General features: G+C 38.5%; 23 protein-coding genes. 14 read left to right on the plus strand and 9 right to left on the minus strand.

All coding sequences use genetic code 11. The features are described 5' to 3' along the window. Positions 1-6: 6 nt before the first annotated feature. Positions 7-2,517: a M1 family metallopeptidase gene (locus AC4IF5_RS13220; protein ID WP_490735228.1), complete on the plus strand. Its 2,511-nt coding sequence runs from the start codon at positions 7-9 to the stop codon at positions 2,515-2,517. Between the two features lie 154 nt (positions 2,518-2,671). Then, complete coding sequence (locus tag AC4IF5_RS13225) at positions 2,672-4,000, plus strand: hydroxymethylglutaryl-CoA synthase family protein (protein WP_490735230.1); 1,329 nt, start codon at positions 2,672-2,674, stop codon at positions 3,998-4,000. 111 nt (positions 4,001-4,111) lie between these two features. Here the strand turns inward: AC4IF5_RS13225 and AC4IF5_RS13230 are convergent, their stop codons facing one another. After that, on the minus strand, positions 4,112-5,038 hold the full coding sequence (locus AC4IF5_RS13230; protein WP_490735231.1) for an AraC family transcriptional regulator: 927 nt from the start codon (positions 5,036-5,038) through the stop codon (positions 4,112-4,114). A gap of 181 nt (positions 5,039-5,219) precedes the next feature. Between AC4IF5_RS13230 and AC4IF5_RS13235 the strand changes: the two genes are divergently transcribed. The 3 genes from AC4IF5_RS13235 to AC4IF5_RS13245 all read left to right on the plus strand — a co-directional run bounded on the left by AC4IF5_RS13235 (position 5,220) and on the right by AC4IF5_RS13245 (position 8,541). Further along, positions 5,220-6,749 carry an aldehyde dehydrogenase family protein gene (locus AC4IF5_RS13235; RefSeq protein ID WP_490735232.1) on the plus strand — a complete coding sequence of 510 codons (1,530 nt, stop codon included), beginning with the start codon at positions 5,220-5,222 and terminating at the stop codon, positions 6,747-6,749. Positions 6,750-7,028: 279 nt separating this feature from the next. After that, complete coding sequence (gene adhP, locus AC4IF5_RS13240; RefSeq protein WP_490735234.1) at positions 7,029-8,063, plus strand: alcohol dehydrogenase AdhP; 1,035 nt, start codon at positions 7,029-7,031, stop codon at positions 8,061-8,063. Between the two features lie 94 nt (positions 8,064-8,157). After that, positions 8,158-8,541 (plus strand): DUF779 domain-containing protein, encoded by a 384-nt coding sequence (locus AC4IF5_RS13245; RefSeq protein WP_490735235.1) that lies wholly within the window; start codon positions 8,158-8,160, stop codon positions 8,539-8,541. An 18-nt stretch (positions 8,542-8,559) separates the two neighbouring features. Here the strand turns inward: AC4IF5_RS13245 and AC4IF5_RS13250 are convergent, their stop codons facing one another. After that, positions 8,560-9,765, minus strand: a complete 1,206-nt coding sequence (locus AC4IF5_RS13250) for a dicarboxylate/amino acid:cation symporter (RefSeq protein WP_490735237.1) — start codon at positions 9,763-9,765, stop codon at positions 8,560-8,562. 93 nt (positions 9,766-9,858) lie between these two features. Between AC4IF5_RS13250 and AC4IF5_RS13255 the strand changes: the two genes are divergently transcribed. The 3 genes from AC4IF5_RS13255 to AC4IF5_RS13265 are packed head-to-tail and all read left to right on the plus strand — an operon-like array spanning position 9,859 to position 11,649. Further along, complete coding sequence (locus AC4IF5_RS13255; protein WP_490735239.1) at positions 9,859-10,779, plus strand: DnaJ C-terminal domain-containing protein; 921 nt, start codon at positions 9,859-9,861, stop codon at positions 10,777-10,779. 3 nt (positions 10,780-10,782) lie between these two features. After that, entirely contained in the window at positions 10,783-11,085 is a 303-nt protein-coding gene (locus AC4IF5_RS13260; protein ID WP_490735241.1) for a chaperone modulator CbpM, read from the plus strand. Positions 11,086-11,121: 36 nt separating this feature from the next. Beyond that, the gene (locus tag AC4IF5_RS13265; protein WP_490735242.1) at positions 11,122-11,649 is read left to right on the plus strand and encodes a YcxB family protein; all 528 of its coding nucleotides are present in this window, start codon (positions 11,122-11,124) and stop codon (positions 11,647-11,649) included. A 68-nt stretch (positions 11,650-11,717) separates the two neighbouring features. Here AC4IF5_RS13265 and AC4IF5_RS13270 read toward each other — a convergent pair whose 3' ends face one another. Beyond that, positions 11,718-12,716 (minus strand): PLP-dependent cysteine synthase family protein, encoded by a 999-nt coding sequence (locus tag AC4IF5_RS13270; protein WP_490735244.1) that lies wholly within the window; start codon positions 12,714-12,716, stop codon positions 11,718-11,720. A gap of 115 nt (positions 12,717-12,831) precedes the next feature. After that, positions 12,832-14,061, minus strand: a complete 1,230-nt coding sequence (locus tag AC4IF5_RS13275; RefSeq protein ID WP_490735246.1) for an ABC transporter permease — start codon at positions 14,059-14,061, stop codon at positions 12,832-12,834. Between the two features lie 4 nt (positions 14,062-14,065). Between AC4IF5_RS13275 and AC4IF5_RS13280 the strand changes: the two genes are divergently transcribed. Beyond that, positions 14,066-15,262 (plus strand): exo-beta-N-acetylmuramidase NamZ family protein, encoded by a 1,197-nt coding sequence (locus AC4IF5_RS13280; RefSeq protein ID WP_490735248.1) that lies wholly within the window; start codon positions 14,066-14,068, stop codon positions 15,260-15,262. Here AC4IF5_RS13280 and AC4IF5_RS13285 read toward each other — a convergent pair whose 3' ends face one another. From AC4IF5_RS13285 to AC4IF5_RS13300, 4 genes are all read right to left on the minus strand, one after another. Further along, positions 15,263-15,469 (minus strand): hypothetical protein, encoded by a 207-nt coding sequence (locus AC4IF5_RS13285; protein ID WP_490735249.1) that lies wholly within the window; start codon positions 15,467-15,469, stop codon positions 15,263-15,265. A gap of 4 nt (positions 15,470-15,473) precedes the next feature. Continuing rightward, complete coding sequence (locus AC4IF5_RS13290) at positions 15,474-16,100, minus strand: DUF3575 domain-containing protein (protein ID WP_490735251.1); 627 nt, start codon at positions 16,098-16,100, stop codon at positions 15,474-15,476. Positions 16,101-16,107: 7 nt separating this feature from the next. After that, complete coding sequence (locus AC4IF5_RS13295; RefSeq protein WP_490735253.1) at positions 16,108-17,283, minus strand: thioredoxin family protein; 1,176 nt, start codon at positions 17,281-17,283, stop codon at positions 16,108-16,110. 86 nt (positions 17,284-17,369) lie between these two features. Then, on the minus strand, positions 17,370-18,977 hold the full coding sequence (locus tag AC4IF5_RS13300; RefSeq protein WP_490735255.1) for a helix-turn-helix domain-containing protein: 1,608 nt from the start codon (positions 18,975-18,977) through the stop codon (positions 17,370-17,372). 523 nt (positions 18,978-19,500) lie between these two features. On the opposite strand from AC4IF5_RS13300, the gene AC4IF5_RS13305 reads away from it, so the two are divergent. Next, entirely contained in the window at positions 19,501-20,511 is a 1,011-nt protein-coding gene (locus AC4IF5_RS13305) for a hypothetical protein (RefSeq protein ID WP_490735257.1), read from the plus strand. A gap of 425 nt (positions 20,512-20,936) precedes the next feature. After that, positions 20,937-21,149, plus strand: coding sequence for a hypothetical protein (locus AC4IF5_RS13310; RefSeq protein ID WP_490735259.1), 213 nt, complete (start codon positions 20,937-20,939; stop codon positions 21,147-21,149). A 526-nt stretch (positions 21,150-21,675) separates the two neighbouring features. Here the strand turns inward: AC4IF5_RS13310 and AC4IF5_RS13315 are convergent. Continuing rightward, positions 21,676-22,071, minus strand: coding sequence for a winged helix-turn-helix transcriptional regulator (locus AC4IF5_RS13315; protein ID WP_490735261.1), 396 nt, complete (start codon positions 22,069-22,071; stop codon positions 21,676-21,678). A gap of 141 nt (positions 22,072-22,212) precedes the next feature. Between AC4IF5_RS13315 and AC4IF5_RS13320 the strand changes: the two genes are divergently transcribed. The 3 genes from AC4IF5_RS13320 (at position 22,213) to AC4IF5_RS13330 (ending at position 25,498) form a co-directional block, all read left to right on the plus strand. Continuing rightward, on the plus strand, positions 22,213-23,157 hold the full coding sequence (locus AC4IF5_RS13320) for an alpha/beta hydrolase (RefSeq protein ID WP_490735263.1): 945 nt from the start codon (positions 22,213-22,215) through the stop codon (positions 23,155-23,157). After that, the gene (locus AC4IF5_RS13325) at positions 23,158-23,724 is read left to right on the plus strand and encodes a cysteine hydrolase family protein (protein WP_490735265.1); all 567 of its coding nucleotides are present in this window, start codon (positions 23,158-23,160) and stop codon (positions 23,722-23,724) included. It begins immediately after the preceding gene. A gap of 190 nt (positions 23,725-23,914) precedes the next feature. Continuing rightward, on the plus strand, positions 23,915-25,498 hold the full coding sequence (locus AC4IF5_RS13330) for a histidine kinase (RefSeq protein ID WP_490735267.1): 1,584 nt from the start codon (positions 23,915-23,917) through the stop codon (positions 25,496-25,498). The last annotated feature ends 55 nt before the right edge of the window (positions 25,499-25,553 follow it).

Genomic DNA, 25,553 nt, shown 5'->3' on the forward strand with positions numbered 1-25,553 from the left:
AGACCGATGAGAAAGGCCATTTTATCTATTGCTATACTCGGAATTTTATTTTCCGCAAATGTATCAGCACAGACCGAAACTTCAGGAAGAGAAAAAGTATACAGAGCAACTCATACTAAAGTAACGGAGCTTAAGCATACCAGGCTGAAAGTAAGCTTTGACTATCAGAAAGAACAGATGAATGGGGAAGAATGGCTTACGGCTTCACCTTATTTCTATCCCACCAGCGAGCTGACTCTTGATGCGAAGGGAATGCTGATCCATGAGGTAGCTCTTGATCATAACGGTAAAAAATCTCCTTTAAAATATGAATATAAAAATGATCTCCTGAAAATTACCCTCGATAAAACCTATCAGAAAAATCAGGATTATACTGTTTACATCAAATATACGGCTCGTCCGAATGAAGTGAAGCAGGAAGGAAGTATGGCTATTAATGATGCAAAGGGACTTTACTTCATCAATGCGCAGGGAACAGATCCGGATCTTCCGACGCAGATCTGGACACAGGGAGAAACAGAATCTTCTTCAGCATGGTTCCCAACGATCGATAAGCCTAACCAGAAGACCACCCAGGAAATTTATATGACCGTTCCTGACAAATATGTAACCCTTTCAAATGGAATATTAAAGGACTCTCAGAAAGAATCTGATGGGCTCAGAACCGATCACTGGGTGATGGATAAAAGACATTCAACCTATCTTTTCTTTATGGGCGTAGGAGAATATGCCATTGTAAAGGATAAATGGAAAAATATTCCGGTTGACTATTATATTGAGAAAGAATATGAGCCTTACGCCAAACAGATCTACGGAAATACACCGGAAATGATCGAATTTTTCTCCAAGAAAATGAATTATGATTATCCGTGGCCGAAATATGCCCAGATTTCCGGTAGAAATTATGTAAGCGGAGCAATGGAGAATACAACGGCAACCCTTCACGGAAGTGATATTCTTCAGAAACCGGGGCAGCTTATCGATGAAAACACGTGGGAAGATACTATTGCCCACGAGCTGTTCCATCACTGGTTTGGGGATCTGGTTACCGCTGAAAGCTGGAGTAATCTTACCGTCAACGAGTCTTTTGCCAACTATTCCGAATACCTTTGGAATGAATATAAATATGGAAAAGATCAGGCAGATTATCATCTGATGAGTGATGTGAATATGTATATTCATAATCCGACAGATTTTAAGAAGAACCTGGTAAGATTCAATTATGCGTCCCGTGAAGATGTTTTCGATCTGGTAACTTATCAGAAAGGAGGGGGGATTCTGAATATGCTGAGGAACTATCTTGGTGATGACGCTTTCTTTGCCGGAATGAACGATTACCTGAAAACCAATGAATACCAAAATGCAGAAGCCCATCAGCTGAGGCTGTCGTTTGAAAAAGTTTCAGGGAAAGATCTGAACTGGTTCTTTAACCAATGGTATTTTGGAAGCGGAAATCCGAAGATCAATTACTCATCAGCTTTTGAGCCTGTGAAAAAGCAGGTTTCTGTAACGATCAGTCAGACTCAGGAGCTGCCATTCGAATTTCCTTTGGCTATCGATGTGTATGATAATGGTAAACCCAAAAGATATAATGTCTGGGTGAATGCAGAAGCAAAGAATACATTTACTTTTGATGTTTCAAAAGCTCCGGATTTACTGAATATTAATGCTGATGGAGTTTTATTGGCAGAAATTACTGAGACGAAAACTCCTGAGCAAAATCTGATGCAGTTTACAAATTCTAAAGAGTTCAAAAGCAGGTATTATGCTCTAACCGGAATAAAAGATAAGGTTGGAAAAAATCCTGCAGCAATAAAACTATTGGCAGCCGCGTTAAAAGACCCGTTCTTCAGGGTAAGGATAAAAGCTTTGGAATTAATGGATCTTACCATTCCTGAGCAAATGAAAGCTTTAGGTGCTGATGTGGAAAAATTAGCTGTAAACGATCCGAAAACATTGACTCAGGCCGCTGCAATTGCCGCTTTGGCTAAAACAAAAGACAAAAAATATCTTCCGGTCTTTGAAAAAGGAGTGAATGCTGTTTCTAATGCTGTAAAGGCCAATTCATTAAATGCTCTTCTTACTATTGATCCGTCAAAAGCAGGTAATCTGGCTGATAAAATAGATCTGGAAGGGGCTTCAGATGAGCTGTTGGCTCTTTTCCTTCCGATTGTCGTTAAGAATAAAGTGACTTCTCAGATGCAGCATATTGCTCCTCTTGCCGCATTTTATCCGTTTGTTAAATTCCAGGACCCTGAGTTGGGGAAAACAGCAGAAGAAGGATATAACTGGATCATGAGTTCCGATAATTTAAAAGCGGTTGAAAAGCTGACCAAAACATTAGGCTATGCAAAAAATCAGATGGCAGACAATCCACAGGCTAAAATGATGATTGTTCAGATGCTGAAAGACGGTTTAAGCAAAAAAATGGAGTTGCTGAGGCAAAATCCACAGAGTGCGGCAAGCATCAACAAACAGATCGATGCTTTAAATAAAGCAATTGAAAATTTCAAATAAAATATAAATGGAAAACCGGCAAATCTGCCGGTTTTCTTTTGTTATCTCTCATAAAGGCTATGGACGGCTTTTTTAATAATATTACAAAAATCAGTGGTTTTTACCGTTGTTTTTTGCATGATCTTTCATAAATTCGTTTAAAATTTGGAAAATTATGAGTTTTGGAATTGAGGCGGCAAGCTATTATGTGCCTTCTTTGTATTTGGAAATTAAAGATTTAGCGGAAAAAAGAGGCATAGAACCGGCAAAGCTGGAGAAGGGGTTAGGACTTCATAAAATGGGACTTTCTGATGTTCATGAAGATGCGGCTACCTTTGCGGCAGAAGCATTATTAAAACTGATTAAAGATTATACGATCAGTCCAAAAGAAATAGCAAGAGTTTACCTGGGAACAGAAAGTGCGGTGGATGCGGCAAAGCCAACGGCTTCCTATGCGGTACAGATGGTAGAAAAAGTACTGGAGGAGGAATTGGGTGAAAGATGTTTTAAAAACTGTGATGTACTTGATATGACCTTTGCCTGTGTGGGAGGCGTAGACGCTTTACATAATGCTCTGGATTTTGTAAGAGTGAATCCTGAGAAAAAAGCAGTAGTGATTGCCAGTGATTACGCTAAATATGAGTTGGCTTCTTCTGGTGAATACACACAAGGTGGAGGAGCAGTTGCCTTGTTGATTTCCGCAAAACCGGACCTTCTTGAAATTGAAAATAACTGGGGAGTGGCCTCAGAAAGTGTCTTTGATTTTTTCAAACCCAGAAGACAGTATAAAAAGGAAGACCTGAAGAATGCACCGGAAACCTATCCTGAAAAAATTGAGATCTTTACGGATGAGCCTGTTTTTGACGGACAGTATTCCAATCAATGCTATCAGGACAGAATCAGAGAGGCCTATCATCATTACAGAGAAATTACGGGGAGAGAAAAACCTTATGAGAGCTGGAGACATATTATTTTTCACCTTCCGTATGCTTTCCATGGTAAAAGAGTTTTTACCGAAATTTATAGCCTTGAAAACGGACTTTCTTATGAGACCCCTGAGGAGCAGAAAGCCGTTGCGAAATCTGATAGCTACCTGAAGCTGATCAGCGATAAAATAGAAACAACGCAAAGGGCTTCTTCAGAGATAGGAAATATGTATACGGCATCTATCTTTATGGCGCTTCTTTCAGCAATACAGACTTCTTTTAATGAAAATGAAGAGCTGTCCGGAAAGGAAATAGGTTTTGTGGGCTACGGAAGTGGTTCCAAATCAAAGGTTTTTGCCGGAAAAGTTTCTGAAAACTGGAAAAAAGTAGTGGCGAAATGGAACTTATTTGAAAATTTAAATCATAGAACGGCTGTTGATTTTGAAACTTATGAAAAACTTCACAGAAAGCAGCTTGCACATTCTGTGAACACAAACTATAAAGGATTTGGACTTATTTCGGTTGAGGCAGATAATCCTGTTTTGATTGGAGCCAGATATTACGGGTATCAAAAATAATATCCTGTATTTAAAAGTATAAAAAGCATTTCAAATTCTGAAATGCTTTATTTTTTATAAGAAGTCAATATTAATATAAATTAGTACTTAGAAAGCCGGTATAACAGGGATTTATTCAGAATATACGGTCCTGGTCTGATAGTTTTTGGGGGTAACTCCTACCAGTTGCTTGAATACCCTTGTAAAATAGTTGGTGTCTGAAAAACCGGTTTGGTAGGCTGTTTCCTTAATGCTGTTCTGACTTGCCAGTAACTCTTTGGCCCTGTTTATTCTTTCCTGCAGGATAAAATCATTAGGAGAGGTTCCCAATTCATCCTTAAACATTTTAAAGAAATTAGACTTGCTCACATAGGCAAGCTTTGCAATACTGTCAATAGAAAGTTTCTGATGCAGGTTTCTTTTGATATAATCCACTACAAATCCTATCCTTGATCTGTTTTTGACAATATTTTTTTCCATCATACTTCTTGCCTGGGTCTGCATCAGTCTGATCAGAAGTTCTTTCAGGGCAAAATCAGCCATGATGTCTTTCTGGGAATTATCGTCCATAGCAATCCTCATGATATTATTGGTGGCAGAGGCTAAAGCTTTATTGTTAAAGAGAAAAAACTCATCCAGCTGAATATTCCATTGTGAAGATTCATCCACTTTAGGAAGGTTATAATTTAAATAATTAAGAGAATCTTCTATAAACTCAGGATTGAGGCTCAAAGAAATACATTGTGTAGGGGTATGATCCGCTTCCGGAAAGTCGATGACCATTGTTTCGCCGGGAGCGACTAGGATGCTTTCTCCCGGAAAATAATCAAAATAGCTGGTCTTATTATCCAGTTTCATATGTTTTTTGCCCCGAAGCATCGCTGTAAATGCTATATTTTCGAAGTGAAGCTTTACCCCAAAAGCAGCCTTATGTGTTTCATAAATACTGAATTCACAATTGTTTAGATTGAATTTCGTCTGGTTTTCAACAAGACTCAATAGTTGGTTTTCCTTATGTAATTCAGGAGTGTTTAATAAAATCTTACTATTGTTGTTCATTTCTAAATTTTTTTGAAGCGCAGGTAACTCAAATATAGAGAATTTGAGAGAACGTTGCTGTTAATAAAATTATAAAATTCAACCTCTGTATTATTCTGCACTTTTTTTATACGATTGTGCTATGATTTTTGTGGCCTCTCAGTGTAATTTGGCATTATCGAAAAATAAAAATAAGACTAATATGAGCACTATTACAGAACCAAAATCAACGACACTTTTAGAGCGTCCAGAGTTCAAAAGCAGATATGATAATTATATTGACGGAAAATTTACTCCGCCCGTTAAAGGACAATATTTTGATGTGGTCTCTCCGGTAGACGGTAAAAATTTTACACAGGTAGCCCATTCTTCCAAGGAAGACCTGGAGCTGGCTGTGGATGCGGCGGCAAAAGCATTTCAGAGCTGGAAAAATACCTCTTCTACGGAAAGAAGTATCATCCTCAATAAAATTGCAGACAGGATGGAGCAGAATCTGGAGTATCTGGCTACAGTAGAAACGATCGATAACGGTAAAGCTGTGAGAGAAACACTGGCGGCTGACCTTCCATTGGCTATTGACCATTTCAGGTACTTCGCATCTGTGATCCGTGCAGAAGAGGGGGCCCATAATGAACTGGACAAAGATACCATATCGCTGATCGTGCATGAGCCACTGGGTGTCATTGCGCAGATCATCCCATGGAATTTCCCTATTCTTATGGCCGTATGGAAACTGGCCCCGGCATTGGCGGCAGGAAATTGTGTGGTATTAAAGCCCGCAGAAAGCACCCCAGTTTCCATTATGGTTTTGATGGAGCTGATCGGTGATCTTTTACCGGCAGGGGTTGTCAATATCGTCAACGGATTTGGAGCAGAATTGGGCAGGGCATTGGTAACCAATCCTAAGGTAGCCAAGGCAGCATTTACAGGTTCTACGGCAACAGGACGTCTGGTAATGCAGTATGCAACAGAGAATATTATTCCGGTAACCTTAGAGTTGGGAGGGAAATCTCCTAATGTTTTCTTCAATTCGGTGATGGATGCTGATGATGAATTTTTAGACAAAGCTATTGAGGGAGCTGTTCTTTTTGCGCTTAACCAGGGGGAGATCTGTACATGTCCTTCAAGATTACTGGTTCAGGAAGATATTGCAGATGCATTTATTGAAAGAGTGATCGAAAGAGTAAAAGCGATCAAAGTTGGAAATCCGTTGGATAAAACTGTGATGATGGGAGCGCAGGCTTCACAGATTCAGAAAGATAAAATACTTTCCTACATCCAGCTTGGGGTAGATGAAGGGGCAGAAGTGCTGGTAGGAGGAGATGTGAACCATTTGGGAGAAGATCTTGAGGATGGATTCTACATTCAGCCTACGATCTTCAAAGGAAATAATAGGATGAGAATTTTTCAGGAAGAGATTTTCGGTCCTGTACTCGCGTTTACAACATTTAAAGATGAAGAGGAAGCAGTGAAGATAGCCAATGATACTATCTATGGGCTTGGAGCAGGTGTATGGACGAGAGATGCGCATCAATTGTACAATATTCCACGTCAGATCGAAGCAGGAAGAGTTTGGGTAAACCAATACCATTCCTATCCGGCCGGAGCACCTTTCGGAGGGTATAAGCAATCCGGTATCGGAAGGGAAAACCATAAAATGATGCTTGACCATTACCGTCAGACCAAGAATATGTTGATTTCCTATAACAAAAATAAGTTAGGCTTCTTTTAATATTAATTTAGCGTGTCCGGTTGCCCTGGTTTATCCAGGGCAGCCGGCCGGGCTATTCAGGGCTGCACTTCGTTTCGGTGCTTCATTTCATTCCGCACCGGCTCGTTCCTCGCCGCCCTTACTATCCCTCACGCAGGAAAAGATGAACCTTTGATATACTATTTATGATCTGATACCAAAGGTTTTATGATCATAAAAAATCAAATTTGCACATCAGCGAAGTATACGATTACTCAAAAATAAAATAACCCTGATACAAACTCAATCAAAAAATAAAATATGATCCCAAAAACAATGAAAGCTGCGGTAGTTCAAGGCTACGGACAGCCCCTGAAAATTGAAGAAGTACCTGTAAGAGAACCCGGAAGATATGAAGTCCTTGTAAAGGTCATTGCCTGTGGTGTTTGTCATACAGATTTACATGCTGTGGATGGTGACTGGCCCGCCAAACCCAAAATGCCCCTTATTCCCGGGCATGAAGGGGTAGGTATCGTAGTTGCCTGCGGACCCGAAGCTTTTGTAAAAGAGGGAGATGCTGTAGGCGTTCCATGGCTGTACAGTGCCTGTGGATGCTGTGATTACTGCATTACAGGATGGGAAACTCTTTGTGAAGCCCAGAAAAACGGAGGGTATAGTGTGGATGGAGGATTTGCGGAATATGTGATCGCAGATTCGAGATATGTGGGACATTTAAAGTCAGAGGTAAACTTTCTGGAAATTGCCCCTATTTTATGTGCCGGAGTAACTGTTTACAAAGGCTTAAAAGAAACTGAAACCAAACCCGGAGAATGGGTTGCCATTTCAGGGATAGGAGGATTGGGCCATGTGGCTGTTCAGTATGCAAAAGCGATGGGAATGCATGTCGCTGCCATTGATGTTGCAGATGATAAGCTTGACCTGGCCAAAAAATTAGGCGCAGACCTGGTAGTTAATGCCAAAAATACAGATCCCGGCGAATACCTGCATAAGGAAGTAGGCGGAATGCATGGCGCATTGATCACTGCCGTCTCACCAATAGCTTTCAAACAGGGAATAGATGTTTTGAGAAGAAAAGGAACGATTGCTCTTAACGGGCTGCCTCCCGGATCCTTTGAGCTTCCGATTTTTGAAACGGTTTTAAAGAGAATCACCGTAAGAGGGTCCATTGTAGGAACCCGGAAAGACTTGCAGGAAGCATTGGATTTTGCCAATGAAGGGCTTGTAAAGGCTACAGTAACCCCTGCAAAGCTTGAAGATATCAATGATGTCTTCGATAAAATGAAAAAAGGACAGATCGATGGCAGAATCGTATTGGATATTGCAGGCTCAAATTAAATGATGATGTTACTGATCCCGGTTAGAGTCTATTTTACCGGGATCTTTTATAAAAGAACAATAACTGCGCTTATATCATGCTAAAATAATAAAAATGGAAGCAAAAATAGCAAGACTTTCCGCAACGGAAAAGGCACTTGAGGTCATCCGGCAGCTTGAAGATCAGTATGGCCCGCTGATGTTCTATCAGGCAGGAGGATGCTGTGAAGGGACGCAGCCGCAGTGTTTTGAAAAAGGCGGTTTCTTTCCCCGTATGAACGATGCCATGATCGGTATGATTAATGGACATGAATTCTGGATAGACCGTGACCTTTTTGAGTACTGGAAATATTCCCACTTTACATTGGATGTTACAGACGGATTCGGTCCGGGAGGTTTCTCACTTGAAACACCATTGGGTAAAACTTTTAAAGTTCATTATAGACTTTTCACCCCGGAAGAATATGAAAATCTGGAACCTGTAAAACGCAGTGAATAGCGTGTGCCAATACTTATTTTAAGAGGAGACCTTTACAAACCGGTTGACAAACATGGCCGCGACAATATCTCCCACGGCATTCAGCACTGTTGCCAGAGGATCTACCAGCGTTCCAATAATCATCACGGCAGGAATAGCCTCCTGAGGCAATTTATAAACAGAGATCATCAGCATTTCACCGATATATCCACCATTGGGAATACCTCCCGCAACAATACTCACAAAAACTGTAATCCCCAAAGCCAGAAGTAAGTTGGCAGGATCAAAAAAGTCTTTACCAATAATTAAAAAAGCTACGTAGATTTTTATGATGGAAGACATGGAAGATCCGTTCTTGTGCAATGTCGTACCAATAGGAATCACCAGGTTAGCAATCGAATTGGGTATTCCGATCCTGGAAGCAGCCTGTAAATTCGCAGGCATGGTTGCAAAACTGCTGCAGGTACTTATGGCAGTGAGAGTAGGGTAGATCGCATTGGTCCAGAAGCTTTTGACTCCTCTCTGTCCGTTAGCCATAAAAGCGTAAATGGAAAAGAATGCAAGAAAATAAATGACTCCCGCAATATAATACAGACCTAAAGGTTTAGCATAAAATCCGAAAAGCTGTGGTCCCAAAGTCGCTACCTGATAAGCAAAATAAGCTCCCAGACCAATTGGCGCAAGTTTCATGATCAATAAAAGCAGTTCCTTCATCACCTCATATCCCGAAGCAATAAAAACCCTGAACGGCTGACCCTTCTCTCCCGTTTTTCTGGCGGCGAAACCTGTAAGGAATGCAAATACCAGAAGCGCCAACATATTTCTTCTGGAGAAAAGTTCTGTAAATTCTCCCACAGTAAAGAAACTTACGATCCTGTTGCCCCAGGTCTCGCTATCTGAAGCTTCGTTTATCATTTCAGAGCTTCCCGTGACTCCTGAAACCGGGAAAAGATAGACGGCACAGATCGTAAAAACTGCAGCGGTCAGAATAAAAAACAAAAAAGTAAGACCCATCACAAGGATGATCCTTCCGAATTTGGACTGCTGCTCCAATGAAGCAATGGAATTGGATACCGCAAAAAATACCAGTGGAACAACACTCACAAAAAGAAGATTGAGGAAAATATCTCCCAAAGGCTTAATATATTCTACAACTCCCGGAGCTACGATTCCTATAATGCTTCCAATAATGATTCCCAGCAATAAAAATATGATTCCGGAATAGTTTTTTAAGACCTCTTTCATGTGGCACTTTTTATCAAAGATAGGTTTATTTTTAACATTTCGTTATACAATTTTCAGACCTAAAATTCATAAATTTGGGTAAACATCGTTTCTATGGCTTATATAGATTACTATAAAATTTTAGGTGTAGATAAAAACGCATCACAGGATGATATCAAAAAGGCCTACCGAAAACTGGCCAGAAAACATCATCCAGACCTTAATCCTGACGATAAAGAAGCAGAAAAAAAATTCAAAGAACTGAATGAAGCCAATGAAGTTCTGAGCAACCCGGAAAACCGGGCCAAATACGATAAGTATGGAGAACACTGGAAGCATGGTGAAGAATACGAAAAAGCTCAGCAACAACAACGGCAGTACCAGCAACAGCAACATAGTTCTGGTGGGGGAGGGTTCTCCGGAGCTGATTTTGGTGAAGGAGAAGATTTTTCAGACTTCTTCCAGAGCATGTTCGGTGGAGCCGGAGGCGGTTTTGGTAAAAGCTCAAGAGGAAGGGCTTCCGGAAAATTCAAAGGACAGGATATACAGGCAGAGCTGACCTTACATTTAAGAGATGCCGCTCAAACCCATCCGCAAACCTTCGAAATCAATGGGAAAAAGGTAAGAATCACGATCCCTGCAGGAGTCTATGACGGGCAGCAGATCAAATTAAAAGGACATGGTAATCCCGGAGTGAACGGAGGTCCCAGCGGAGATTTATATATCACCTTCACTATTCCTGCTGATCCGGATTTTGAAAGGGTGGGTGACGATCTGAAAACCAAAGTTACCATCGATCTGTATACCGCTGTTTTAGGAGGTGAGGTAAAAGTAAATACTTTAGATGGAAGCGTGAATCTTAAAGTAAAACCGGAAACTCAATCGGGGCTTACCGTAAGGCTGAAAGGAAAAGGTTTTCCTGTCTACAAAAAGGAAGGACAATACGGAGATCTTTTTGTGACCTATGAAGTGAAACTGCCAACCAACCTTACAGAAAAGCAGAAAGAACTTTTTGAACAACTAAAAAATTCCTAAGCTATGAGTGAAAGAATATCACGGGAAGAACTCGTAAAAATTTATAATATAGAAATCACCTTTTTTGATGAGCTTGTCGATTACGGTCTGCTGAATATTCAGGTCGAAAATAATATCCACTATCTGATGTATGAAGATTTACCGGATCTGGAAAAATTTGCCAACTGGCATTATGATCTTGAAATCAATCTTCCGGGATTGGAAGTTATTCATAATATGCTGAAAAAACTGGAGGCCCTGAACCGAAGAAACAGAGAGCTGATGAATAAACTTTCTGCAATAAGTGATAAATATGAGGATATTTAGTGTAGTTTTGTAGCTTTTTAAGGCAAATTATCCATTATGAGCGAGGAAAAAGCGATTATATTAAAAACAGAGAGGAAGATTTTTGAAGATATCTATTTTAGCGGTAACCAGGGCAGCCTGCTCTTTTCACCGACTACTAAAAGCAAAACGGTCATAACGATTGCCTCTGCACTCATCTTATTCATCATATTTCTTTTAAAAGACAGCCTGAGTAAAGAAAGTGTAGGTATTTTATACTTTTTGAGCTTTATCTTTCTGCTTTGTACGGTTTTCCTGTCTGTAAGCATTAATAAAGTTTCAAGGTGGAAAAAACAGGTAAATCATTATTTAAACGTACTTGATAAGTGTAAGATATATGAAATCAGATTCGATCAGAACTTTTTCACGGTGAATATTGACGGAGAAAAAGAAACCAGCGAATGGAAAGATTTTGATTTTTTTGACAGTACTAATGAATTCATATCTCTGGAAGGAAAATACAGCTACATGTTTCCCAAAAAATCAATGACTGAGAAAGAATACAACCTCCTCAAAAAAGTATGTAAAGAAAATATCAATAAATAAAAACCGGAGCAAAATTTTGCTCCGGTTTTTTTATGTGTTAACGATTTTTACAAATTTGTCATTCGTTATTAGCCTTCTTTGCTTTCTTCCAGCCAACCCATTTCTTTCATCCATTCATCATTGTAGATCTTTCCTACATATCTTGAGCCATGGTCATGAAGCAAAACCACGATGACATCATCCTTGGTGAACTGGTCCTTCATCTGAACCAATGACGCAATGGCACTTCCGGCAGAATATCCGCAGAAAATACCTTCTTCTTTAGCCAGTTTCCTTGCATAGATCGCACCGTCTTTATCCGTTACCTTTTCAAAATGGTCAATTACTGACATATCATAGTTCTCAGGAATGATATCTTCCCCAATGCCTTCTGTAATGTATGTATAGGCGTGATCATAGTGAAGCTCTCCGGTTTCATGGAATTCTTTAAGGATAGACCCGTAAGTATCCACACCGATCACTTTGATATCCGGATTTTTTTCTTTGAAGAAAGTTCCGCAGCCTGTAATGGTACCTCCTGTTCCGGCTCCTACTACGAAGTGGGTAAGCTTTCCTTCTGTCTGCTCCCAGATTTCAGGAGCTGTAGATTCATAGTGAGCAGCTCTGTTGGACAGATTATCATATTGGTTGACATACCATCCGTTTTCCGTTTCTTTAGCCAGTCTTTTGGAAACTGAATAATAAGAGCGCGGGTCAGTAGGTTTTACATCTGTAGGACAGACAATGACCTCTGCTCCTACAGCACGAAGAATATCGCACTTCTCTTTTGATTGTTTGGAATTGGTTACAAAGATACATTTGTAGCCTTTGATGATCGCAGCAAGTGCCAATCCCATTCCTGTATTTCCGGAAGTTCCTTCAATAATGGTTCCTCCCGGTTTTAATCTGCCGTCTTTTTCAGCATCTTCTATCATTTTAAGAGCCATTCTGTCCTTTACGGAATTTCCTGGATTGAATGTTTCTACTTTTGCTAAAACTAAGGCAGGGAAATCTTCTCCTAATACATTGTTAAGCTTTACCAACGGTGTATTACCTATAGTTTCAAGAATATTTTTTGCGTATTTCATAAATGTTTTATAAGCGGTGCAAAGATAACGCTTTTAAAATTATCAGTACCCCGGATCATGTTGAAAATAAGTGAAGGACAGCCGTCGATAGGCTGCCAGCAGGAGCTTTTAGGGATTAATTATATTTGATGGCCTTCACCGGTGAGATCTTGCTGATCAGATAGCTCGGAATAATTAAGGCTAATCCGGAAATAATCAGAATTCCTACCGAAATAGAAATAATGGCGATAGGGTTAAGATCTACCGGAACGGTACTCACATAATAGTTTTCAGGATTGAGCTTTATTATTCCAAAGAATTTCTGAATTAAAATAAGTCCCAGTCCGATAGCGTTTCCATACAGCAGCCCCGGAATCATAATGATCAGGGTGTAATTGATGAAGGTTGCTCTTATCTGTGAATTGCTTGCTCCTAATGTTTTAAGTAAGCCGATCGAATTGGTTCTTTCGATGATAAGAATCAGAAGAACCATAATAATGTTGATCACCACTACGATCAGCATAATGATGATGATCAGTGCGATATTGGTGTCAAAAATACTGATCCAGTCTGTGATCTGAGGAAATTTTTCGGTTGCTTTTTCAGCATAATTCTTATAGCCTATCAGTTTTTCTATTTCCGGAAAATCTTTGTCGATATCATTTACATTTTTCAGGAAAATATCAACTCCGCCGATCTCATCAGGTTTCATATCCTGGATCTTTCTTACATGGTTGATTCCTCCAATAACGAACTGGTCATCGATCATTTTAATGTCGGTTTTATAAATTCCGATAATTTTGAACTTACGATAGATCGGCTTCTGGTCCGCTTTTGAAAATATAGTGACAATACTGTCGTTTACTTTCAGATGCAGATCATTAGCTACCTTTTGAGAAACGGCAACATCATTGTTAAACCCTTTTTCCGTTACTTTTGGGGTGGTACCGGCCAGCAGGAATTTTTTAAATCTTAAGCTGTCAAAATCTTTTCCGATGCCTTTAAAGATAATGCCTGCAAAATTATGTTCGTTACGCATAATTCCGGTAACCGTAGCATATTTTTGAGTGCTTTCTACATCAGGCAGTTCTTTTATCTTCGCAATGTTCAGCCCCTGATTGTCAAGTACCGAGGTATTATAAGAAGAATTCGACCGCGTGGATCTTATTGTGATATGTCCGCTGAAATCTGCTAACCTCTCTTTGATCGCTTTTTTGGAACCAAAACCTGTGGCTACAGTAATTAAGGATACGATGATCCCCAAAGCTACGGAAAGCCTGCCAATGAAGATGATAACTCTTGATAGGTTATTTTTGTTATCTTTGGAAAATGCTATTTTTCTAGAGAAATATAAAGGAAATTTCAAGCTTATGAATTTAGATTTCAAAATTAAAAATTTACTTCTGATTTGCCTAATTTTTTTAGGAGTATTCACCCAATATTATTCTCAGACTCAAGAGGTGTCAGGTTTCAAAACCGGGGCAGATCAGCCTGAAGTGTATTTACCATTATTAAAAGATAAGACAGTTGGCGTTGTGACCAATCAGACCGGATTGATGAGTGACAGAACTCATCTGGTAGATTTTTTAGTGAAGAACGGAGTAAAGATCAAGGCTATTTTTGCACCGGAACACGGTTTCAGGGGAGATGCTGATGCAGGAGCAAAAGTAAAGAACGGAGTAGATGTGAAAACCGGAATTCCTATCATCTCTTTATACGCCAGCAATAAGAAGCCGAAGCCGGAACAGCTGGCCGGAATTGATATTGTCGTTTTCGATATTCAGGATGTTGGGGTAAGGTTCTATACTTATATTTCCACGTTAACCTATCTGATGGAGGCAGGGGCAGAGAATAACGTTGAAGTAATGGTGCTGGATCGTCCGAATCCGCACGATGGCTATACTGACGGTCCGGTATTGAGGAAAAAATGGGCCAGCTTTGTAGGGATGCATGAAGTTCCGGTTGTCTATGGATTGACCATCGGGGAATATGGAAAGATGGTAAACGGTGAAAGATGGCTGAAAAATGGTGTTCAGGCCAGATACACACTGGTCCCGATGAAAAACTATCATAAAAAACAACGGTATCCGATACTGGATAAACCTTCTCCTAATCTGCCTAATGATAAAGCGATCAACCTGTATCCAAGCCTATGCTTTTTTGAAGGAACCCAGGTTTCTGTAGGGAGAGGAACAGATCTTCCTTTTCAGATTTATGGTTCTCCATGGACGGAAAATTTACCATATCAATTTACTCCCAAGCCAAGTTACGGCGCTAAAGATCCTTTCCTGAACGGGAAATTATGCTATGGTGAAAACCTTTCTGATTACCCTGATGATTTAAGAGAATTAAACCTTGAATGGGTGGTTAAAGCTTATAAGAACTATAAAAATCCCCAGCAGGACTTTTTCCTGAAAAACCTGTGGTTTGATACCTTATCAGGGACTGATGCTTTCAGGAAGCAGATCATCGCCGGAAAATCAATTCCGGAAATCAAAGCTTCATGGAAAAAGGATCTGGAAAGTTTTGAAAAGATCAGAACCCGATATGTGGTTTACGAAGATTAATTAATCAAAGTTTTGGGGTGGATTTTTATCATTTTTGCCCTTATTCAATATAAAGAGTCCGATAGTCAATCCTATAACACCTGCAAAAGCGGTTAATAAAGCTCTTTGCAATTTATCAGGAAGATCATTTCCGAGATAATTCATTAAAAAAAGGATCACAAAAGTGATCACTGAAATGATGATATGATTTTTTCCGAATGGTTTCATTGCATTATTTAAGTTTGTAAGAGATCATTACCCCTCCTCTGTATGGAATAATTTCGCCGCTCTTATTAAATTTTTTTGCTGAATCATAGCGTCTTCCTGTTGAGCGGTCATAGCCTTTATAAAACCCCTGGGAAGTTCCTATAGTGGCATAAATATCAAGATTCAGGCGATCGGATATCTGAAATTGATAGCCGCCTGTAACTCCTAATGCAAGCGAATACCCCTTCTGATAGAGGTTGGAATTGACAAGGATTTCTCCGTTCCAGTTTTCACTGGTATTGTCATTCCAATAGTTCCATTTCTGAAGATTATAGGCTGAAAAGGCAATATTGGCCCCTACATACCAGCTTTTAAATGCCTCTTTAAAATAATATCTGCCTTCCACAGAAAGAGAATACATCTGTAATTCATGTCCTGCAAAAGATTTCCACGGTGAAATAAAAACATCTCCCTGAAGGGTATATTTTGAGTTCAGCTGTTTTTCTATTCCCAGATTTAAAATCCCTATGGGAGCAAATAAAGCATTTCCTTTTATATATAAACTTTTCCCTTCATTCTGTTCCTGCTCCTGTGCATGTAAAGACCCAACAGCCAGGAACGCTAAAACACCCGTTAATATTCTGTATTTCATCAATGTGTTATTTTATTTGCTTTAATAGCTCGTCTGCTAATTTAGAATCTTTATTGGCCTGATCAGCCATATTCTTAGACATCTCGGCATAATTTTTTGCTGTTTCCTTATTTCCGGTCAGGTAATAAAGTTTGGCAAGGATATAAGTGTTTTCTGAAGTTTCCCCTCTCATGACAGATTTTTCTGCCCATTCAGTCGCTTTCTTTAATGAAGATGGTGTTTTCACATGATCAACAAATACCCATGCGGCTCTTAAAAGTTCATTAGGGTCAAATGCGTCAGCATTTTTATAATATTCCAAAGCTGCCTTTTCATATTCAAGGAAGTTGGCATTTTGCTCATAATAGCTGAGCTTAGTCTGATTGAGCTTTGTTATAGCTGCCTGCTTTCCTACTAATGGCTCCGCTGTTTTCATAAAATAATCATCATTGATCTTTTTATTTTTATCATCAATAGACTGTTCTACTATTTTTGCCAGTTTAAGCTGGGCATCAAACTCTTTGTAGGTATCTTCGGGTAAGAATTTAATGATCTCTTCTTTTCTGGATGCGAAGACAGGATAGTTCTTATCTTCAGATGATTTTATGAAATAGAGCAGAAAGCCGATTTCATCCCTGGTGATCTCTTCGTTTGTCTTTTTATTCTCAAAATATCTTTCAGAAGCTTTTTTAGCAAAATCATAATCTGTACTGGAGTTAAGCTTCATAATGTTGATCAGGAACTCAGGATCTTTTTCTCCACCGGCAAACCGCTCTTTTAGAGATCCTTTTTTATTTCCGGGTGAATTGATATCCTGAGCCATTGCTACAAAGAGGCTTTCCTCCATATAGCCGGTATTTCGGGAAATAAGCTCTCCTTCACCATTCAGGAAAAGATAAGTAGGGTAAGATCGTACTCCGAATTGGGAAGCGATGTCTCTGCCTTCTCCTTTTTCCATGTCAAATCTCGCATTGATGAAGTTGTCATTGTAATAGTCGCTGACAGATTTCTGGGTAAAGACATTTTTCTCCATCATTTTACACGGACCACACCAGGAGGCATAAGCATCAATGAAAACCAATTTTTTTTCCTTTTTGGCTTTTGCTATAATATCTTTGAATGGCAGTTCCTGAAACTGGATAGTCTCCTGAGCAGAGATAACAACAGAACAAAAAATAGATATCCCGGAGATGATCTTCTTCATTTTCAAATAAGATTTATGGGCGAAGATAATTAATTTTCAAAATATAGAGAGCGAATCTGATCATTGAAGGATGATATTAACTAATTTTAAGACTTCAGAGGCTGATCATCCTGATTCTTCAGATTCTCGATAAAATATGAAGGGGTTACACCGGTCTCCTTTTTAAAAACCGTTATGAAAGCCTGGTGCGAAGCAAATCCACATTCTTCAGCCAGATAACTGATCTTATATTCCCGATACTGGGGATTTTCATAAAGTTTCCTGGTGATATGTTCTATTTTGAGCCCGTTAATATAATTGCTGAATGATTTGCCTCTATGGATCTTGATGATTTCTGTAAGATACCTTTGGTTTGTATTCAGAGAGTGGGCAAGGGAACTTAAATTGATATTTTTCTTCAGAAATTTATCAGAACTTTCAAATTTCTCCAGCTTGGAAATAATTGAATTTAACGTTTCCTCTGAGATTTGCATTACAATAGGTAATCTTGTTTCTGTCTGTTCCTTATTTCCTGAGGGAGAGGTATTCAGCTTTTCAACTAATTTCTTGTAGTTGCTCTTAATCTGCGTGTTCCTTTTTTTGATATATAGCCATCCGGCAATCATTAAAACGAGGATGGAGGAAACGGCTATAATGATGATCTTCTTTGTATTATCACGATAGTTTTTCTCTTTCTGTGAACTGATCTTCAGAAGTGTATTCCCGGCTTCTTTTTTTTGTATGAAAGAAATACTGTCCGAAAGATTGGAATACAGTTTGGTATATTTTAGCGTTGAATCTTTATTTTTCAGTGTTTCATAAGAGTTGGCCAGAACCATATAGGAGATTAGCCGTTCACTGATCTGTGTGGCTCTTTTTTCTAATTTCAATGCTTCTTCAGCATATGGTATGGCAATTCCGGGTTGCTGCTGATTTTCATAAAACCTGCCTAATGCATTTAAAATAAATAATCTGTTTGTAAAGTCTTCAAGCTTTTTATCCTTAAGGATTTTTAGAGATGTTAAGAGATGCTTTTCTGCAAGTTGAGGCTGCTGAGGCTGATAAAGTCCGGTGTAGAACAAACCCATATTCATATGAATACGTGAAAGCTGGTAATATTTGGAGCTGGGATAAGGAAGGTCGCTATCATTATCCTGTACAGCTTCGAGTTCTTGTAAGGCTTTATTCATATAGCATGAAAGTGTATCCTGTGGTGCTTTTGTTTTTTCATGATAGATCGTTAATATCTGGTAGGCACGATGCAGCCGGAAATGTTGTTTTTTTCTTTTATAATAGTCTATCGCTTTCTGAAGTTCGGTATAAGCTTCTTTATTGAACCCAAGATCCAAATAGGCTCCGCTGCGGAATTCGTGAACCTGGGCAAGAACATCTTCATCTTTTAACTGGTGAGCGATATTTTCTGTTTTATAGCTATATTCCAAAGACTTTTTGGGATCTTCTATGAAGTTCAGATAATGAGCGGTCAGGTATTTGCAGCTGATCATTATTCCTTTCTGATATCCTGTGTCTTCTGATTTTTTTTCAATGTAATGATACAGGGCTGTGACTGCATTCATATTCCGGTCCGGATTGGAAGGATCAGACATTTTTCTTGCTTTTTCAATCAGTTTGTCGATTTCTTTTTCTCTTGTATCCTGATTTTTTTGACAGGTTATGAAAATAGAGAAAAAAGAAAGAAATAAAAGTTTCTTCATGTTTTTGTGCTTAAAATAATTTACAATCTGCTTTGAAATCCTTTTAAGGTTGAGTGTTTTTTTTGATTTCTGAAATTTTGAATAGGATAGAATTTTGCTGCACCTTTTTTTACACTATTCTGGTGGTATACTTTAAGCTCTGCAGACAGATCGGACATAAAGTAAATTTTCGTCATTCAGTGCACAAATATAGAAAAAATTAATACCTACTTTTAAGATAAACTGATTGTTTTGAGTTCAGTTTTTCCAAATTTAATAATCATATAATACTGTGTAATGTTTTGATTTTTAGTATTGTTATTTTGTAAAAACCTTTTTTAGATGGTGCTGAATATTGAAAATGAAAACATGCTGAATTTCTAAAATTATGAATATAAATTGTTGCTTAGATGATAGTGAACTTTTTATCATTGCACAAAATTTCAGCCAGGCTACCAAAAGAAATTTTTCTGACTGATCGCCTTTTCCGCTGAAATAGTAAATTCTAAAAACAAAACAAATGATGAATCTAAAAACAAAACAAATGATGAAGCAATTTTTTTTAATGGCCGGAATGGCCCCTATGATGTTTTTTTCACAGGTAGGTATTAATACTCCTTCACCTACAGAGATTCTTGATGTCAATGGTCTTCAACGGGTGAGGGAACTTCCCAAGCATAATACAGTCAACGCTATTTTCACAAAACCTGACGGAACAAGATCAGAGGCCAAAGATCAGACATTCATAGCAACCAAGATGATTGTAGCGGATGCAAATGGAGTATTAGGCTACGCGGACTGGAGCCCTGGTACGAATCCTGATCATTCTAAAAAAAGGGTTACAATAGGATATTGGGCAGGATTATGGGATGGTAATCTCTATGCTATCGGGGGAACCGGGTTTCCGACTTTTAATGCTCAGCTTCAGAGCAAACTTAATTATGGTTCCAACGGAACATATAATAAAGTAGGCGGAATAGATTTCCAGCAGTTTGAAACGGAACAGTTGGATATGTATACAGGAGCACAGCTGAAAAGCTTTGTAGATGTTTTCTGCATAGGTGTAAAAGTTAATGAGGATCTGAGTGCTGCCAATATTGCAAAAATTAAAGACTTTGCCGATCTTGGAGGAGTGGTGATCGTGGTACTTGATGCCGGAAGGAATACATCTGCCCTTCAGGGGTTTGATGGTACAGGAAACGTATCCTCCGGAGGAGGTATTTCTTATCCGGTTCCGGGAAGTGTGGGAACCTCTGGTGTTTTTGGAAATATAGCTTCTACTGCAAGTATTGTGGGAGCTCAGACAGCAGGTCGGGTATTAAATACGCAGCTGGCTCCGGGAGCTGAACTGCTGGCAAGAGAAGGCGGCAGTGTTGCCTCTCCTTCACTGACCCAGGCTGGGATCTGGGCAACAGGCCCCGATGGAAGGGTTTTATTTCTATGGGATGAAGGGGTGTTCAGAAACGCAAGTATTTCAGGAACGTTTATAAATACTGATCAGGAGAAGTATCTTCATAACCTTATGGCTTACGCATTGGATAAACTCAATCTGTAGTTTTCAGTTGTTTTCTCATGTTAGATATTCATGCACTGAAATAGCCGTTATCCTTATCCGGGAGCTTTATTTTTTCCGTGTTTTGAATTACTGTTCTCCGGCAGTATACAATTAAAAGGAATGAATAAGCATTATTAAAAATACACATATAGGTTTCTTGATACAGGAAGTGTAAAGGATATTATATTCTCCTCCTCCCGTATCGTAAAGAAGAACAGCATATCTTTTCCGCATTTCCGAAAAAATATTTATACCAAAGAAATAATAGATTTTATCATGGAGCAGGTGGAACCGGAGAAAAAAGTAAAATACAGATTATAGAAGAATGAAGAATATGGTGTTCCCCAAACCACACTTTATAAGTGGATATAGAACCTAAAAATGCAGTAAAAGCTCCTCAATATTAATTTGTAAATAAAATAATTGTGATAGATGTAAAGATTTTAGCAGAAGAAAATATTCTGACGGATAAGACTCCTGCAGAAGTGAGATCTGTTCTGAAGAAAGTTCCTGATGAAAAATCTTCCGAAAAATGGATCTATATCGTGAATTGTAACTTTCTGGGAGTTTCTTATCGATTGAAGCTTTATATCTGTTTTGATAATGGTAAGGTAAAAGAATACTGTTTAAGCATATAGCTATTCGTAAAACAATGGTTCATGAAAAAAGTATTTCCCGATTATAAAAGAATCTACACTGATATTCTTGTTAAAAAGTTCCCTCATAAATAATAAGAAGAATGTCAAAGCATTTTGAAGAAACCGAAACTATTGGCGCTTGATAATAGCATTGAATAAGAAAATTTTCGGTTAGAATGCTTCCCGTGTGAACAATAATTCAGAAACACCGGTCATATAGTAGATCAGACATTTTAGAACTGCTGGAATATCAAAAGAAGCATAAATTCAATGATAGCCGGCTGGCACGCCATTTCAATCCGAGTCGAAACTCTGTAATGAAATGGAAGAAAATGTTCTGGATATAATAAAAAGGAAAGATTCTGAACCTTGTGTTGTGACAGAGCAGATTTTATCTGCTCTGTTTTTTTATGGGCTTTTAGAGAGACTAATTTTTATAGGCCGGAAATTGACCTGAAAGCGGGTAATACCGTTTCACATGGGTTTCAAAATAAAGCCATATTTGCCCTGGGCAGATGCTATATAATTATAAATTAACCGGAGCATTTTTTGGAGCGCTGGTATTATTTTTTGAGATTTCTTTGTGCTCCTTACCCCATATCTCCAGCTGGTTTAGGACAGGTATCAGCTTTTTACCAATTTCTGTTAATTCATATTCTACCCTGGGAGGCACTTCTGCATAGACCGTCTTGATCACTAAACTTTCCTGCTCCATTTTCTTTAGCTGCAGGGTCAGCATTCTTTCAGAAATATTGGGGATTTTATCTTTCAGTTCAAAAAATCTTAGTTTTCCCTGCTTAAGATGATAACAGATAGAGAGAATCCAGCGGCCACTGATTAAATTGACAGCATATATTTCAGAACAGCTGTATTCCAGTGTTCTTTTATTTTCATTATTGGTGGATGATTCTTTAATACTCATACTTACATTTTTGTTCGTTCCATACAATTTTTTGTCCGCTTGGAGGGCAGAAAATAGATAAGCTAAATTTACAAATAAAAACAGGAAATATTGTTTCAGCAGGAGAACTTATTGCTGTTTAGAACAAAACACTTACATAGAATGGATTTTAACAGAATTAATAAGGATTTAAAATACAGTTTTGAAAATGTTCCCTATTCATTGGATATTGATGAAAATGTATTTCTGAATACCCCGGAAATTATTCAACAGGAAAGAGAAGAATTTATAAAGAGTCATCCCTTTAAAAAACCGGATCATATTCTTGTGAAGGATATTTTCATACCAAGCTCAGAAGACGGATATGATATCAGACTTCATATTTATCAGTCCGGAGATTTTAACCGGGACAGGGTTCTCCTTTATTTCCATGGGGGAGGATATGTTTTTGGTTTGCCTGAACAGGTGGATGATCAAATGTTTGAAATAGCAGACAAGCTAAATGCAACCATTGTATCTGTAGACTACAGGTTGGTTCCTCAATATCAGTTCCCGATTCCGGTTCTGGATGGCTTTGATGCTTTGCAATGGGTGATCAGCTATGGTGAAGCGCAGTTAGGAGTTAATCCTGATCATATTACCGTATTCGGAGCAAGTGCAGGTGGACATTTAGCCGCTGCGGTAACCCAAATGGCTGCAGATCATGGTATTGAGAATATAAAGCACCAGTTCTTATTATATCCGGTCATTCATAACAGACTGGATACTTCTTCTATGGAAGAGTTTACCGATATCCCGCTATGGAATAAAAATTACGCCAGGGCTGCATGGCTGCATTTTCTGGGTGAAGAAAACAAAGATAAAAGGATCAGGTATTCAGATCTGACCTATTATGATCATTTTTCCCAATTGCCACCAGCCACAATTGTTGCCTGCGAATTGGATCCTTTAAGAGATGAAGGTATAGACTATGCCCAACTTTTATACAGGGCAGGAGTGAGAACAGAATTATGGGTGATTCCCGGAGCGCTGCATGTATTTGACCTGTTCGACTCTCCCATGAATGATGAATATAAAATATTTCTGATGAATAAACTCTTCAAATAGATGAAATTACGAGATAAAAATCCGGCGTTGCTTCTTATTGATGTTCAAAAAGGCTTTCTTGATGAAAATTACTGGGGCGGAAACAGAAATAATAAAGAAGCGGAAAAATTAAGCGGAAAAATATTGGAAAGATGGCGTGACTTAAAGTTGCCTATATTTCACATTCGGCACAGTTCAGCAAACCTTCAATCGAAATTACATGAATCTGACCCGGGATTTGAGTTTAATGATAATGTCCTGCCTCAAAATGATGAATGTATTATTATAAAAAAGGTAAACAGTGCTTTTATAGGAACTGATCTTAAAGAAAAACTGGATCTTCAGGAAATAGACACCTTAGTCATTCTCGGAATTACAACGAATCATTGTGTCTCTACTACAGCGAGAATGGCTGGAAACTTAGGATATGAAACCTATGTGATTTCCGATGCTACAGCAGCTTTTGACAGGGTTGGGATATATGGAGAGAAGTATGATGCAGAATTAGTTCATCTTATGGCCCTGGCTAATCTGAATGAAGAATTTGCCACGATCCTGAATACTGAAAAATTATTTGAAAAGCTGTAAACTCAAATTTCATATTATTCTATATTTCCAGTGCATATGATACTGTTTTTTACAAATGAGAATGCCTGATTTTACATGCATGCTAATAAAATTTTAATTGTTTCTTAATTCACTCTACGGTCCTGAAATCTTTGTTATACCTTTGCAAATTAATAATTTATAGGTAGGAGACTTCATAATTTAGAAAGAATTGAGTATTAATTTCAAACACGCTTTATCCCAAAAATCCGTTTATATCACTGCTTTGGCTGCCTGTTTAATCACAGTGGCGGCTTTTGCTGTTTTAAGTTTTTTAATCACCCGTGACAGCCGGAGAAATACTGAAGATTTTGCCAAAAGAACCTTTTTCCGGAAATATGAATCCATAGAAAATGAATTCAGGAATATCGAAGACTATCAATATCTGCTTCGTGCTCTGATCCAGAAAGACGGTCTTAGAAATTATAAGGATTATTCTTCGGTTTTAAATGATCTGAACAAAAAACGAAATCTTCTGGCTTACAGTTGGTACTATTATGATAGCAGAAAAACCGGAACGTCGGAAAGCAACAGTAATTTATCTGATATTTTCAAAAAAGCGGGAAAGATAGAAAGTTCCATTGCGTTAAAGAATAACAGGTCCGGACATTTCAGAGATCTTTTGATTACCCGCCAGGACAGTTTGCATTGGGTGAGCTATGATTCTCTGGTCATGCCGGATAAAAGCAGATTGTACTACGGTTCCAAGGTAAGTCTTGATGATCTTCATCAGTATTTTATCAATGTAGATAAAAATTCCAATACCTATGCTTACGTTTTTACGAAAGAAGGTGTTTGTATTACCCATCCTGAGAAGAAATACCTGGGGAAGAATATTTTCGAATTTACAGATATTAAGCCTGAAGATACCTTGTGCAGTAAAGCTAAGCCAGGGTATACCCAGGGAACTGCGGTTTCTGAATACCTCGGAGTTGAGGTGACCCGGTTTATCAAGCCATTGAAGACCGATAATTTTGAAGGCTATACGGTCGTTAACCATGTGAATTTTATTATCGATGAGAATATTTACAAGATAAAGACCTATACAACCTATATTTTTCTGTCTGCACTGTTTCTGATTGTAACTGTTTTTATTCTGTTCCAGAGATCGGTTAATATGGCCTATAAGGAGAAAGAAAAAATACAGTCTGAAAAGAATTTACTGTTGGTTGAGAATGAGAAGATGCATAAAGCCGAGGTGATCAATCAGCTTCAGCAGCTTAAGAATAATATCAATCCGCATTTCCTCTTCAATTCACTGAACTCCCTTTATATGCTGATCGGGATCAATAAAGAGAACGCGCAGAAATTTACGATGAATCTTTCCGGGATCTACAGGTATCTTATCGTACCTCCGAAGGAAAATATCGTTCCGGTTTCACAGGAGATCAGCTTTATCCGGAAATATATGGAGCTTCTGAAAAGCAGGTTCGATGAGGAAATAAGCTTTGAGCTGATCATTACTAATGAGAGAAGTTTAGAAAAACGGATTCCTTACTTATCCCTTCAGATCGTTACGGAGAACGCCATAAAGCACAATATAGCGACCATAGACCAGCCTTTGGAAATTATCATTATAGTAGATGAGGACGGGATTACGGTAAAGAATACATGGCAGCCTAAAACCGAGTCGGTTCAGGGAGAGAAATTCGGAATTGAATATTTGAATCAAATTTATGAATATTTTAGGGTTAATTCTCTTAATATTTCTGTAGATGGTGAATATTTTATATGTTTTTTGCCATTATTGAAGTGAAAATAAAAATCCATTCACTCCCGAAAATTAACCTCTCACTCCCTAACAATGCCCA

It is taken from the genome of Chryseobacterium sp. UF-290, assembly GCF_058245615.1.

Bases quoted from the DNA above. Each gene is read 5' to 3' on its own strand.
- AC4IF5_RS13220 (WP_490735228.1), top strand. From the start codon at position 7: ATGAGAAAGGCCATTTTATCTATTGCTATACTCGGAATTTTATTTTCC.
- AC4IF5_RS13225 (WP_490735230.1), top strand. From the start codon at position 2,672: ATGAGTTTTGGAATTGAGGCGGCAAGCTATTATGTGCCTTCTTTGTAT.
- AC4IF5_RS13230 (WP_490735231.1), bottom strand. From the start codon at position 5,038: ATGAACAACAATAGTAAGATTTTATTAAACACTCCTGAATTACATAAG.
- AC4IF5_RS13235 (WP_490735232.1), top strand. From the start codon at position 5,220: ATGAGCACTATTACAGAACCAAAATCAACGACACTTTTAGAGCGTCCA.
- adhP (WP_490735234.1), top strand. From the start codon at position 7,029: ATGATCCCAAAAACAATGAAAGCTGCGGTAGTTCAAGGCTACGGACAG.
- AC4IF5_RS13245 (WP_490735235.1), top strand. From the start codon at position 8,158: ATGGAAGCAAAAATAGCAAGACTTTCCGCAACGGAAAAGGCACTTGAG.
- AC4IF5_RS13250 (WP_490735237.1), bottom strand. From the start codon at position 9,765: ATGAAAGAGGTCTTAAAAAACTATTCCGGAATCATATTTTTATTGCTG.
- AC4IF5_RS13255 (WP_490735239.1), top strand. From the start codon at position 9,859: ATGGCTTATATAGATTACTATAAAATTTTAGGTGTAGATAAAAACGCA.
- AC4IF5_RS13260 (WP_490735241.1), top strand. From the start codon at position 10,783: ATGAGTGAAAGAATATCACGGGAAGAACTCGTAAAAATTTATAATATA.
- AC4IF5_RS13265 (WP_490735242.1), top strand. From the start codon at position 11,122: ATGAGCGAGGAAAAAGCGATTATATTAAAAACAGAGAGGAAGATTTTT.
- AC4IF5_RS13270 (WP_490735244.1), bottom strand. From the start codon at position 12,716: ATGAAATACGCAAAAAATATTCTTGAAACTATAGGTAATACACCGTTG.
- AC4IF5_RS13280 (WP_490735248.1), top strand. From the start codon at position 14,066: ATGAATTTAGATTTCAAAATTAAAAATTTACTTCTGATTTGCCTAATT.
- AC4IF5_RS13285 (WP_490735249.1), bottom strand. From the start codon at position 15,469: ATGAAACCATTCGGAAAAAATCATATCATCATTTCAGTGATCACTTTT.
- AC4IF5_RS13290 (WP_490735251.1), bottom strand. From the start codon at position 16,100: ATGAAATACAGAATATTAACGGGTGTTTTAGCGTTCCTGGCTGTTGGG.
- AC4IF5_RS13295 (WP_490735253.1), bottom strand. From the start codon at position 17,283: ATGAAGAAGATCATCTCCGGGATATCTATTTTTTGTTCTGTTGTTATC.
- AC4IF5_RS13300 (WP_490735255.1), bottom strand. From the start codon at position 18,977: ATGAAGAAACTTTTATTTCTTTCTTTTTTCTCTATTTTCATAACCTGT.
- AC4IF5_RS13305 (WP_490735257.1), top strand. From the start codon at position 19,501: ATGATGAAGCAATTTTTTTTAATGGCCGGAATGGCCCCTATGATGTTT.
- AC4IF5_RS13315 (WP_490735261.1), bottom strand. From the start codon at position 22,071: ATGAGTATTAAAGAATCATCCACCAATAATGAAAATAAAAGAACACTG.
- AC4IF5_RS13320 (WP_490735263.1), top strand. From the start codon at position 22,213: ATGGATTTTAACAGAATTAATAAGGATTTAAAATACAGTTTTGAAAAT.
- AC4IF5_RS13325 (WP_490735265.1), top strand. From the start codon at position 23,158: ATGAAATTACGAGATAAAAATCCGGCGTTGCTTCTTATTGATGTTCAA.